Origin of the sequence: Micromonospora mirobrigensis, assembly GCF_900091555.1 — a bacterium.
GTDB lineage: Bacteria > Actinomycetota > Actinomycetes > Mycobacteriales > Micromonosporaceae > Micromonospora > Micromonospora mirobrigensis.
The window spans coordinates 135,542-147,317 of record NZ_FMCX01000001.1 but is presented as its reverse complement, the minus strand read 5'-3'; the positions used below and the strand labels follow the sequence as shown (position 1 = coordinate 147,317).

10 protein-coding genes are annotated in these 11,776 nt (G+C 73.2%); 5 read left to right on the top strand and 5 right to left on the bottom strand.

Annotated features, from left to right (window positions below):
* Positions 1 to 19: 19 nt before the first annotated feature.
* The 5 genes from GA0070564_RS00680 to GA0070564_RS00660 form a co-directional block, all read right to left on the bottom strand.
* Positions 20 to 550: a DinB family protein gene (locus tag GA0070564_RS00680; protein WP_091601126.1), complete on the bottom strand. Its 531-nt coding sequence runs from the start codon at positions 548 to 550 to the stop codon at positions 20 to 22.
* A gap of 115 nt (positions 551 to 665) precedes the next feature.
* Entirely contained in the window at positions 666 to 1,157 is a 492-nt protein-coding gene (locus GA0070564_RS00675; protein WP_091601124.1) for a universal stress protein, read from the bottom strand.
* 6 nt (positions 1,158 to 1,163) lie between these two features.
* Positions 1,164 to 2,783 carry an MDR family MFS transporter gene (locus GA0070564_RS00670; RefSeq protein WP_091601122.1) on the bottom strand — a complete coding sequence of 540 codons (1,620 nt, stop codon included), beginning with the start codon at positions 2,781 to 2,783 and terminating at the stop codon, positions 1,164 to 1,166.
* Positions 2,784 to 2,923: 140 nt separating this feature from the next.
* Positions 2,924 to 3,364: a MarR family winged helix-turn-helix transcriptional regulator gene (locus tag GA0070564_RS00665; RefSeq protein ID WP_281181997.1), complete on the bottom strand. Its 441-nt coding sequence runs from the start codon at positions 3,362 to 3,364 to the stop codon at positions 2,924 to 2,926.
* Positions 3,365 to 3,388: 24 nt separating this feature from the next.
* Positions 3,389 to 5,101 carry an alkaline phosphatase D family protein gene (locus GA0070564_RS00660; protein ID WP_091601121.1) on the bottom strand — a complete coding sequence of 571 codons (1,713 nt, stop codon included), beginning with the start codon at positions 5,099 to 5,101 and terminating at the stop codon, positions 3,389 to 3,391.
* Positions 5,102 to 5,248: 147 nt separating this feature from the next.
* Here GA0070564_RS00660 and ftsY point away from each other — a divergent pair, with 147 nt between their 5' ends.
* The 5 genes from ftsY (at position 5,249) to GA0070564_RS00635 (ending at position 11,757) form a co-directional block, all read left to right on the top strand.
* The gene (gene ftsY / locus GA0070564_RS00655) at positions 5,249 to 6,427 is read left to right on the top strand and encodes a signal recognition particle-docking protein FtsY (protein WP_091601119.1); all 1,179 of its coding nucleotides are present in this window, start codon (positions 5,249 to 5,251) and stop codon (positions 6,425 to 6,427) included.
* A gap of 4 nt (positions 6,428 to 6,431) precedes the next feature.
* On the top strand, positions 6,432 to 7,295 hold the full coding sequence (locus tag GA0070564_RS00650) for an aminoglycoside phosphotransferase family protein (RefSeq protein WP_176730516.1): 864 nt from the start codon (positions 6,432 to 6,434) through the stop codon (positions 7,293 to 7,295).
* A gap of 223 nt (positions 7,296 to 7,518) precedes the next feature.
* Entirely contained in the window at positions 7,519 to 8,931 is a 1,413-nt protein-coding gene (locus GA0070564_RS00645; RefSeq protein WP_091601117.1) for an ammonium transporter, read from the top strand.
* A gap of 25 nt (positions 8,932 to 8,956) precedes the next feature.
* Positions 8,957 to 9,295 (top strand): P-II family nitrogen regulator, encoded by a 339-nt coding sequence (locus GA0070564_RS00640; RefSeq protein ID WP_176730573.1) that lies wholly within the window; start codon positions 8,957 to 8,959, stop codon positions 9,293 to 9,295.
* A 14-nt stretch (positions 9,296 to 9,309) separates the two neighbouring features.
* The gene (locus GA0070564_RS00635; RefSeq protein ID WP_091601113.1) at positions 9,310 to 11,757 is read left to right on the top strand and encodes a [protein-PII] uridylyltransferase; all 2,448 of its coding nucleotides are present in this window, start codon (positions 9,310 to 9,312) and stop codon (positions 11,755 to 11,757) included.
* The last annotated feature ends 19 nt before the right edge of the window (positions 11,758 to 11,776 follow it).

The following is an 11,776-nucleotide window of genomic DNA, read 5'->3' as shown; positions in this document are numbered from 1 at the left end:
CCGGCTCCCCAGGTCGGGATCAGTCCCCGGTGACGCCGTCGATCCGCTCGCGGAGCAGGTCGGCGTGGCCGTTGTGCCGGGCGTACTCCTCGATCATGTGCAGGTAGGCCCAGCGCAGGTTCCGGTGCTCGGGCGTGCCGTCGCGGCGCGGCCGGGGGAAGGTGGTGTCCAGGGGGAGCCCGGCGACGGCCTCCCGGGCGGCGGCGACCTCGGCGGCGAAGATCGCGAAGTCGGCCGCGGGGTCGGCGTCGGCGTAGTCGTTCAGGTCGGCGTCCGGGTCCTCGGGATTCTCGTACAGGCCGGGGACGTCCTGGCCGGCGGCGCGGATCCGGAACCACCAGCGCTCCACGGCGGCCATGTGCCGGACCAGGCCGAGCAGGGTCAGCGTGGACGGCTCGACGCTGGGCGTCTTCAGCTGCTCGGCGGTCAGGCCGGCGCACTTGTGCAGCAGGGTCTGCCGGTGCCAGTCGAGCCAGCCCTCCAGCATGATGCGCTCGTCGCCGACGTACGGCTCGGTGGTCCGGGTGATCTCCGGTGCTCTCCAGGTCATGAGGACCATGATCGTCGCCCGGCTCCGGCGGCGCGACCGGGTATCCCGCCCGGGCGGTGTTAAGAAGGGGCCCCTGCTATACCGGATGCGTTAACAGGGGGCCCCTCCTTGCACCTCAGGGGACGACGACGACGGGCCAGCGGCCGGTGCGGACCAGCCGGGTGGCGACCGAGCCGACCAGGCGGTGCCCGGCCTGCTCGGAGGAGCCGACCACGACCAGGTCCGCGCGGGTCTCGTCGGCCGCCCGGCACAGCTCGGCGTACGCGTCGCCACGCCGGCACAGGAAGGTCACCGGCAGGCCCAGCTCCTCGGCCCCGCGCCGGCACTCGGCCCGCAGCTCGGCGGCCAGCTCGTCGTGGGTCTGCTGGACCGCCCCGGCCACCACGCCGGACATGATCCCGGAGTACGGGGCGGGCGAGCTGACGAAGACCACCACCAGGCCGGCGCCCTGTCGGCGGGCCAGCCCGGCCGCGTACGCGGCGGCGCGCAGCGCGGTGCGGGTGCCGTCCGTGCCGACCAGCACCACCCGGGGCCCGTCCGTGCCGCGCTCGAACGGCGACGGACGGGCCTGCGGGCCGTACTGCTCACGCTCGACGGGTGCGCTCATCGCTGATCAGTCCCGGATACCGGTCCGGACCACTGCGGCGCCGGCGCCGGCGGCGACGGTCGACTCCTGCTCGACCTCACCGGCGATCGGGTCGCTGTTGCGCTGCCGCAGCGGGATCTCCTTGATGAAGCAGACCGCGATCAGGGCGATCAGCCCGAACGGGGCGGCGGCCAGGAAGATGTCCCCGGCGCCATGCCCGTACGCGGACTCCACCACGGTCCGGATCGGGGCGGGCAGGGTGTGCACGTCGGGCAGGACCCCGCCGCTGCCGGAGCTGGACGCCTTGATGCCCAGGCCGGCCAACCCCTCGGCGATGTAGTCCTTGACCTTGTGGCCGAGGATCGCGCCGAGCGCGCTGACGCCGATCGCGCCGCCGAGGCTGCGGAAGAAGGCCACCACCGAGCTGGCCGCGCCGAGCTCGTGCGCGCTCACCGTGTTCTGCACGGCGAGCACCAGGTTCTGCATGGTCATGCCGAGCCCGAGGCCGATCAGCGCCATGTAGATGCTCATCAGCCAGTACGGGGTGTCGTAGCGCAGCGTGCCCATCAGCGCGAAGCCGACGGTGAGCAGGGCCGAGCCGAGGACCAGCCACCGCTTCCAGCGGCCGGTGTTGGTGATGATCCGGCCGACCACGGTGGAGGCGATCAGCAGGCCGAGGATCATCGGCAGGGTCATCAGGCCGGACATGGTCGGGCTCTCGCCGCGGCTGATCTGGAAGTACTGGCCGAGGAAGACCGAGGCGCCGAACATGCCGACGCCGACCGCGATGCTGGCGACCACGGCGAGGGTGATGGTGCGGTTGCGGAACAGCCGCGGCGGGATCATCGGCTCGTCGGCCCGGTTCTCGACCCGGATCGACAGGGCGCCGAGGAGCAGGGCGCCGGCCACCATGACGGCGGTCTGCCAGGAGATCCAGTCGTACTTGTCGCCGGCCAGGGTGACCCAGATCAGCAGCAGCGAGACGGCCGCGGTGATCAGGGTGGCGCCCCACCAGTCGATCTTGACCTGGCGCTTGACGACCGGCAGGTGCAGGGTCTTCTGGAGCACGATCAGGGCGGCGATGGCGAACGGCACGCCGACGTAGAAGCACCAGCGCCAGCCGAGCCAGTCGGTGTCGACGATCACGCCGCCGATCAGCGGGCCGCCGATGGTGCCGACGGCCATCACGGCGCCGAGGTAGCCGCTGTAGCGGCCGCGCTCACGCGGGGAGATCATCGTCGCCATGATCACCTGGGCCAGCGCGGTCAGGCCGCCGGCGCCGACGCCCTGGAGCACCCGGCAGGCGATCAGCTGCCCGGTGGACTGGGAGAGGCCGGCCAGCACCGAGCCGAGCACGAAGACCGTGAGGGCGAGCTGGACCAGGAGCTTCTTGCTGCTCAGGTCGGCGAGCTTGCCCCAGATCGGGGTGGTCGCGGTGGTCGCCAGCAGCGTCGAGGTGACCACCCAGGTGTACGCGGACTGGCCGCCCTTGAGCTCGGTGATGATCCGCGGCAGCGCGTTGGAGACGACCGTGGAGGAGAGGATCGCGACGAACATGCCCAGCAGCAGTCCGGAGAGGGCCTCCAGGATCTGCCGGTGGGTCATGTCGACGGCGGTCGCCCGGGTGGGCGCTGTCGCCTGCGTCATCGTGGGGTGCCTCCGGTGGAGTGGGAAAGAGTTGCTTGAGGCAACCGTATGGGTTCGTTGCCTGAAGCAACAACCGGACGTGGCGCAGATCTATTCCGCGTCGCAACCTTCCACAGGTCCGATTCCGCCCGGTCCGGGGCTCAGAGGAAGGCGTCGTTGAACCGGCGCAGCAGCCGACCGAAGTCCTCGATGTCCTCCGGCGACCAGCTCTCCAGCGTCTGCCGGATCTGTCCCAGCCGGGAGGCCCGGGCCGCGTCGAACCGGCGGGTGCCCTCGTCGGTGAGGCTGATCTGCGCGGCCCGCCGGTCAGAGGGGTCCGGCTCCCGCCGGACCAGGCCCAGCGCCTCCAGCGAGTGGATCTGCCGGCTCAACGTGCCCTTGCCGATGCCCAACCGGACCGCCAGGTCGGTCAGCCGGGTCGAGCCGGACCGCCGCAGCCAGAGCAGCAGGCCGTACGCGTTCGGCTCCAGGTTCGGGTGCACCTCCCGGGCGATCTCCCAGGAGATCGCCCGACCCCGGCGCAGCAGCGCCCCCAGCTCGTGCTCCACCGCCCGCAACGGCTCCGGCAGCTGCTCCTCCACGGCACAGAGCGTACGGGGCGACGATCATTCGGTGGCGGTCAGCCGCTGCCGGGCCACCTCCCGCAGGTGCCCGTCGCTGGTGGTGCCCTCGATCACCACCTCGGCGGCCCGGCCGGTGTGCGCCAGGGTGGCGATCGCGTTGCCGAAGTACGGTCCGGCGAGCTTCTTCCAGCGCACCAAGGGGCGGCGCACCCCGGCCGAGCGGGCCAGCGCCCGGGTGGCCGAGGACGGCCCCGGGTTCCAGCCCAGCTTCATCAACGGGCGCATCGCCGCGGGCACCTGGTTGTGGATCGGTGAGCAGGTCAGCTGGTGCACCGGGGTGTGCACCGACGGGTCGGCGAACCGGGCCCGGGCCACGTACGAGTGGTGCACGTCCCCGCCCAGGACGCTGATCGAGGCCGGCGCGGCGTACGCCGGCCCGGCGCCGATCCGGTCCCCGGTCCGGGCCGCGCGGCCGCTGCCGAGCCGGGCGAAGAGCTCGCCCAGGGCGTCGAAGGAGCGCCGGAACGACGCCCAGTGCTCCAGGTCCCAGGCCCGGCGCATCTGCTCGGCCAGCTTCGCCACCCACGGCCGCCCCGAGTCGGCCAGCTTCTCGTTCCACGCCTCCACGTGGTGGATGCCCGGCGGCAGCAGCCAGGGCAGCGACGCGCCGACCACCAGGTGGTCGTAGACGCCGTGCGCCTGGTCCAGGAACCAGGACCACTCGCCCGACGGGAGCATCGCCCGCTGGCCGGGCTCCAGCACCCGGCTGGAGCGGTTGTCCAGCATCACCAGCCGGGTCCGGCCCAGGTCCAGCGCGTAGCTCCACTGGTATTGCACGGCCCGCCAGCGCTCGGTGTCGTGCGCGACGTCGGCCTCGGTGTCGACCCGCTCGCCGAACTCGTGCAGCACCCCGCTGGCGTCCTCGGCGGCGACGACCTTGGCGTACACCGGGTCGGCGGCGATCTCGTCCGGGGAGAGGTTGCCCAGGTGCTGGTAGACCCAGTACGAGGCGAGGCCGCTGCGGATCCGCTCCGGCCACCACGCCTGCCCGCGCATGTCCGCCCGCCACGACTTCGAGGTGTTCCAGTCGTCGATCACCTCGTGGTCGTCGAAGATCATCACGCTCGGCACGGTGGAGAGCAGCCAGCGGATCTCCGGATCCCGCCAGGACTCCAGATAGAGCTTGGTGTACTCGTCGAAGCTCACCACCTGTGTCGCCGGGGCGTCCTTCGGCCGGCGCCGGCGCCGCTTGAGCAGCCGGCGCACCGTGGGCGAGGTCTCGTCGGCGTAGACCTGGTCGCCGAGCAGCACCAGCAGGTCGGGCAGGGCGGCCGGGTCGGGGGCGGCGATCAACCGCCGGGCGTACGCGTCGAGCGCGTCGGGGGGCAGCTTGCGGGCCGTGGCGTGCTGGGTGGTCTCCCGGCAGGAGCCGAAGAGCAGCCGGACCGGCTGGTCGGCGTCGTCGGCGGCCCGGGTCCGGATCACGCTCGGCGGGAAGCCGCCGCCGGGCACCGGCCAGGTGACCTCGTCGTCGACGCGCACCTCGTATTCGGTGGCGCTGTCCGGGGTGAGCCCCTCCACCACCACGATCGCGTAGTGGTGGTCGTACGCGGTGAAGGTCGGCGCGGAGCCGAAGGCCCCGTCGGTCGTGCGGACGGTGACCACGGCGGGCCCGCTGGTCTCCACCCAGACGGTCGCCCGCGTGCCCACCACCCGACGCAGCAGGGGCCCGATGAGCAGGCGGGGACTGGGCACGACGCACCTCCGACGAAGATCTTGTTGATCATCTTCTACCCGGCCGGCGGTTGCGGTACGCCTACCGAACGCGAGCGTACCTGCAGCTCGTTCGCATGCCGAGGCGGTGAGTGGGACGCGGTCGCCGGCATCTGACAGGATTTCGGCATGAAGGAATACCTCCTCGTCGCACTCGCCCTGCTCGGCGTGCTGATCCTCGGCGGCCTCAGCCTCGTGGTGCCGAAGCTGCGCCGGCGTCCCCAGCCGCCGCTGCCGGAGACGGAGGTCGACACCCGGGCCGAGGAGGACCTCGCCGGTCCGCCGGTCGAGGCGGCGGAGTCCGACCTGTCCACCGGCGTGCTGGTCGAGCCCCCGCCGGTCGTCGAGGCCCCGGCCCCCACCATCGAGGTCCCCGAGCCCACCGCCGGCCGGCTGGTCCGGCTGCGCTCCCGGCTGTCCCGCTCGCAGAACGTCTTCGGCAAGGGCCTGCTCGGGCTGCTCAGCCGCGACCACCTCGACGAGGACACCTGGGAGGAGATCGAGGACAGCCTGATCACCGCCGACGTCGGCATCGACTCCACCCGGGAGATCGTCGACCGGCTCCGCGAGCGGACCCGGGTGCTCGGCACCCGCTCGGCCACCGAACTGCGCGCGCTGCTCGCCGCCGAGCTGGTCAACGCCCTCGACCCGGAGCTGGACCGGTCGCTGAAGACCACCGGCACCCAGGGCGTGCCCGCGGTGCTGCTGGTCGTCGGGGTCAACGGCGCCGGCAAGACCACCACCTGCGGCAAGATCGCCCGGGTGCTGATCGCCGACGGCCGTACCGTGCTGCTCGGCGCCGCCGACACCTTCCGCGCCGCCGCCGCCGACCAGCTGGAGACCTGGGGCGGCCGGGTGGGCGCCGAGACCGTCCGCGGCCCCGAGCGCGCCGACCCGGCCAGCGTCGCCTTCGACGCCGTCAAGCGCGGCATCGACACCGGCGTCGACACGGTCCTGATCGACACCGCCGGCCGGCTCCAGAACAAGATCGGCCTGATGGACGAGCTGGGCAAGGTCAAGCGGGTCGTCGAGAAGCACGGCCCGATCGACGAGACGCTGCTGATCCTGGACGCCACCACCGGCCAGAACGGCCTGGAGCAGGCCCGGGTCTTCACCGAGGTGGTCAACGTGACCGGGGTGGTGCTGACCAAGCTCGACGGCACCGCCAAGGGCGGCATCGTGATCGCCGTGCAGCGCAAGCTCGGCATCCCGGTCAAGCTGGTCGGCCTCGGCGAGGGTCCGGACGACCTGGCCCCGTTCGACCCGGCGCAGTTCGTCGACGCGCTGCTCGGCACCGAAGCCGCCTGACCACGTGACCACCGACGATCGCGCCTACCGCGGCTGGCGCGACCCCAACGAGCCGACCCAGCGTCTCGGCAGACCGTACGTGACGGCGCAGGAGATCCCGCTGCACGGCGGGAACGTGAGCACCGTGGTCCGGGTGGGGGACACGGTCCGGCGCAACGCCGGGCCGTGGACCCCCTCGGTGCACGCGCTCCTGCGCCACCTGGAGTACGTCGGCTTCACCGGCGCGCCGCGCGCCCTCGGCATGGACGAGCGCAACCGTGAGGTCCTGTCGTACCTGGAGGGGGAGTGCGGGGAGTACCCGCTCGCCCGGCACTGGGTCACCGACGAGGCCCTGGTCACCGTGGCCACCATGCTGCGGATGTTCCACGACGCGCAGTACGGTTTCGTGCCGCCGCCCGGCGCGGTCTGGCGCTCGTTCGGGCCGCCGCCGCCGGACACCGAGGTGATCTGCCACCACGACGCCGCCCCGCACAACGTGATCTGGCGTCCCGACGGCACCCTTGGCCTGATCGACTTCGACCTCGCCTCGCCCGGCGCCCGGATCTACGACGTGGCGTACGCGGCCTGGACCTGGGTGCCGATCTTCTCCGACCGGGACTCGATCACGCTGGGCTGGAAGCGCCCCGACCGGCCGCGCCGGTTGCGCCTCTTCGCCGACGCCTACGGGTTGATCCCGCGCGACCGGCACCGGCTGATCCGGACCATCCGCAAGCGGATCGTCGACCACGTCGAGGGGATCCGTCGGATGGCCGCGGCCGGTGAGCCGGCGTTCGTCCGGATCGTGCACAAGGGTCACCTCCGTCGCCCGATGCGTGACCTGCGCCTGCTCGACTACGAGCGGCACGCCCTGGAGCACGCCCTGCGCTGACGGGCCCGTCGCGATGCAGGGGCCGTTCCGTACCCGGAACGGCCCCTGCTCCCGTTCCCGCCCAAGATCGGTGTTCTTCACACGTCGGAAACAACGTGTCACGCGCCGGAAATCGAGGGGTGTCGGTGAAGGAAACAGCCGCCGACCAAGCTTCGGCCCAACCGGCGACGGGCGACGCTGCCCCGGAAGCCGCGAAGGAGGACTTCACCTTTAGGAGGCCAGCGTGCCTGAAGCACCGACGATCGACGGCGGCAACACCGTTTGGCTGCTGGTTTCGACCGCTCTCGTGCTGCTCATGACCCCGGGGCTGGCGCTGTTCTACGGCGGCCTGAACCGGTCCAAGGGCGTACTCAACATGATGATGATGAGCTTCTCGGCCATCGGGCTCATCTCTGTTCTGTGGTGGTTCTACGGCTTCAGCGTCGCCTTCGGGACCGACGTCAACGGGTTCTGGGGCGATCCCGGTGCCTACCTGGGCACCAAGACGTTCCTCGCCGAGACCGACCTGTGGGGCGCGACGGCGGAGAACCCCAGCGGCATCGGTGTCCCGCTCTACGTCTTCATGGCGTTCCAGATGGTCTTCGCGGTGATCACCGTCGCGCTGATCAGCGGCGCCATCTCCGACCGGGCCAAGTTCTCCGGCTGGCTGCTCTTCGCCTTCGGCTGGGCCACCCTGGTCTACTTCCCGGTCGCCCACTGGGTGTGGGGCGGCGGCATCATCGGCGCCAAGCTGCACGCGCTGGACTTCGCCGGCGGCACCGCCGTGCACATCAACGCCGGTGCGGCGGCGCTCGGCGTGGCCCTGGTGCTCGGCAAGCGGATCGGCTGGCCCCGCGAGGGCATGAAGCCGCACAACATCCCGCTGGTCGCGCTCGGCGCCGGCCTGCTCTGGTTCGGCTGGTTCGGTTTCAACGCCGGCTCGGAGCTCACCGTCGACTCGGTCGCCGGTCTGGCCTTCCTCAACACCCAGCTGGCCACGGCCGCGGCGGTGCTGGGCTGGCTGGCCGTCGAATGGGTCAAGGACCGCCGGCCCACCATGGTCGGCGCCTCCTCCGGCGCGGTCGCCGGCCTGGTCGCGATCACCCCGGCCTGTGGCTTCATCGCCCCGTGGGCCGCGGTCCTGCTCGGCGTCGTCGCCGGTGTGGTCTGCGCCCTGGCCATCAGCCTGAAGTACAAACTCGGCTACGACGACTCCCTCGACGTGGTCGGCGTGCACTTCGTCGGCGGCTGGATCGGCTCGCTCTGGCTCGGCCTGTTCGCCACCAACTCGGTCAACGCCGCGATCAGCGACGTGGTCGGCGGCTCCGACGGCCTCTTCTACGGCGGCGGGCTGACCCAGCTCGGCCGGCAGGCCCTCGCCGGCCTGATCGTGACCGTCTGGTCCGGCGGGGTGGCCTGGTTGCTCGCCTTCGCGATCCAGAAGACCATCGGCTTCCGGGTCAGCCCCGAGGCCGAGGTCGAGGGGATCGACTACGCCGAGCACGCCGAGAGCGCGTACGACCTGTCGCCGACCACCGGCAGCAGTGGTGGGGCGTTCGCGATGGCCGGGATCAGCCCGGGCGCCGCGAAGCAGCCGGCCTCGGAGGAGGCCCCCGCACCGGCCACCGCGCCGGTGGACGAGAAGGTCGCCGGTTAACGTTCCTGGGATGGAGGGGTTGGACATGAAGCTGGTGACCGCGGTCATCAAGCCGTACCAGCTGGACGCGGTGAAGGAGGCCCTGCACGCCCTCGGCGTGGCCGGGCTGACCGTCAGCGAGGTCCAGGGGTACGGCCGGCAGAAGGGGCACACCGAGGTCTACCGGGGTGCCGAGTACACGGTCGAGTTCCTGCCCAAGATCAAGGTGGAGGTGCTCACCGACGAGATGGACGTGGACAAGATCGTGGACGCGATCGTGGCCGCCGCCCGGACCGGCAAGATCGGTGACGGCAAGGTCTGGGTGACCGCCGTGGAAGAGGTGGTCCGGGTCCGTACCGACGAACGCGGCCTCGACGCCCTCTGATCCGGGCGACCGACATGACCTCGTTGATCAAGGAGAACGCGTCGGGACGCACCGACGACGGTGACGCGAACCCCTTGGTCAACGAGGTCGTCGGCGTCCGTGGCGGGATCGGGGAGTCGGCTCGGCGGGGGCGGGCGGCGGCCTTCGACGGGTGGCTGCGGGGGCTGGTCCCGCTGCCGCCCGGGGTGGCCCTGGTCGCCGTGGGTGGGTTGGGGCGGCGGCAGTGCGCGCCGTACGGGGACCTCGACCTGGTGCTGGTCCACGCCGGGGTCGCCGGCATGGACGAGCTGGCCCCGCGACTGTGGTACCCGATCTGGGACGCCGGACTGCGGCTGGACCACTCGGTGCGCACCGTGGCCGAGGCGCTGTCGGTGGCCCAGGACGACGTCAAGGTGGCCCTGGGGCTGCTCGACGCCCGCTGGGTCGCCGGGGACCGGGCGCTGGCCGACTCGCTGATCCGCACCGCCGCCGACCACTGGCGGCGTACCGCCCTGCGCCAGCTGCCCCGGCTGCGGGAGCTCACCGCCGCCCGCTGGCAGGCCCACGGGGAGCTGGCCTTCCTCCTCGAAGGCGACCTGAAGGAGGCCGCCGGCGGGCTGCGCGACGTCGGCATCCTGCGGGCCATCGCCACCGCCGGGATCACCGACGCGCTGCGCCCCGCCGTGCACGCCGCCCACCGGCGCCTGCTCGACGCCCGGGACGCCCTGCACCAGCAGGTCGGCCGCCGGGTCGACCGGCTGGTCGCCCAGGAACGCGACGGGGTGGCCGTGCTGCTCGGCCTCCGTCACCTCCCGGCCGGCCCGCCCGACGGCGAGCCACAGCCCGGGGGCCCGCCCGACGATGAGCCGCCGCCCGACGGGCCGCCGGTCGCCGGGGGCGACGCCACCCCCGCCGGCCGGACCGTTGTCGGCACCGAAGCCACCCGCGGTGACGGGGACGCGCTGCTGCGCCGGGTCGCCGGGGACGCGCGTACCGTCAGCCACGCCCTGGACGACGCCTGGCGGGCCGCCGACCGGCTCCGCTCCGGCCGGGGCCGGCGGGGCGTCGACGGTCGCCCGCTGCGCCGGCCGGTCGCCCGCGACGTGGTCGAGCAGGACGGCGAGCTGGTGCTGGCCCGTACCGCCATCGGCGCCCGCCCCGACCCCAGCATCTCGCTGCGGGTGGCCGCCGCGGCCGCCACCACCGGGCTGCCGATCGCCCGGGCCACCTGCGAGTGGCTGGCCTCGTACTGCCCGCCGCTGCCCACTCCGTGGCCGCCGGCTGCCCGGGCCGCGCTGGTCACCCTGCTCGGCGCCGGTCCCGGCCTGGTGCCCGCCTGGGAGACCTGCGACCGGTACGGCCTGGTCGACGGCTGGCTGCCCGAGTGGACCCGGCTGCGCAGCCTGCCGCAGCACAACCCGGTGCACCGGTTCACCCTGGACCGGCACCTGGTGCAGACCGCGTACGAGGCGAGCCGGCACACCCGCGAGGTGGACCGCCCGGACCTGCTGCTGCTCGGCGCCCTGCTGCACGACATCGGCAAGGGGCTGCCCGGCGACGCGACCGGGGCCCCCGCCGACCACAGCGTCGTCGGCGTGCCGCTGGCCGAGGCGGTGGCCACCCGGATCGGCCTGTCGGAGCCCGAGGTGACCCTGATCGGCACGCTGGTCCGGCTGCACCTGCTCCTGCCCGACGTGGCAACCCGACGGGACCTCACCGACCCGGTGACCATCGCCGGCGTCGCCGACCGGGTCGGGGACACCGGCACCCTCGACCTGCTGCACGCCCTGGTCCGCGCCGACGCCGCGGCCACCGGCCCGGCCGCCTGGTCGGACTGGAAGGGCCGGCTGATCGGCGAGCTGGTCGGCCGGGTCCGCACCGCGCTGGACACCGGCGTGCTGCCCGCCCCGCCCGCACCGGACCCGGCGCTGCTGGTCGGAGCGCTGCCGGTCGTACACCTGACCGAGGACCGGGTGGCGGTGGCCGCGGCGGACCGGCGCGGCCTGCTCGCGACGGTGGCCGGTTGCCTCGCCCTGCACCGGCTGGAGGTGATCTCCGCCGACGCCTCGGCGGTCGACGGCCGGGCCCTGGTCGAGTGCCGGGTCCAACCCCGCTACGGCCTGGCGCCGGACCCGATCGCGCTCGGCGCCGACCTGCGCCGGGCGCTCGGCGGCGACGTCTCGGTCAACCAACGGCTGCGCGGTCGCGCCCTGGCCGCCCGCGGCGCCGGCGCCGCGCCCCGGGTGGTCTGGCACCGGGCGGCGGCCACCGACGCGGTGGTGCTGGAGTTGCGGGCGGCCGACGCCGCCGGCCTGCTCTACCGGGTGACCTGCGCCCTGGACGAGGTGGGCGCCCAGGTGCGGGCGGCCAGGATCTCCACCCTCGGCGGCGACGTCGTGGACACCTTCTACCTCGTCGGGGGCTGGCCGGCGGACGCCGACCGGGCCCGGCTGGAGGCGGCCGTGCTGGCCGCCGCCGGCTGACCGCCGACGGGCGGTCGCC

What these genes read in the sequence shown, in the direction of transcription:
- GA0070564_RS00680 (WP_091601126.1), bottom strand. Translation starts at nt 550, where the DNA reads ATGACCTGGAGAGCACCGGAGATCACCCGGACCACCGAGCCGTACGTC.
- GA0070564_RS00675 (WP_091601124.1), bottom strand. Translation starts at nt 1,157, where the DNA reads ATGAGCGCACCCGTCGAGCGTGAGCAGTACGGCCCGCAGGCCCGTCCG.
- GA0070564_RS00670 (WP_091601122.1), bottom strand. Translation starts at nt 2,783, where the DNA reads ATGACGCAGGCGACAGCGCCCACCCGGGCGACCGCCGTCGACATGACC.
- ftsY (WP_091601119.1), top strand. Translation starts at nt 5,249, where the DNA reads ATGAAGGAATACCTCCTCGTCGCACTCGCCCTGCTCGGCGTGCTGATC.
- GA0070564_RS00640 (WP_176730573.1), top strand. Translation starts at nt 8,957, where the DNA reads ATGAAGCTGGTGACCGCGGTCATCAAGCCGTACCAGCTGGACGCGGTG.
- GA0070564_RS00635 (WP_091601113.1), top strand. Translation starts at nt 9,310, where the DNA reads ATGACCTCGTTGATCAAGGAGAACGCGTCGGGACGCACCGACGACGGT.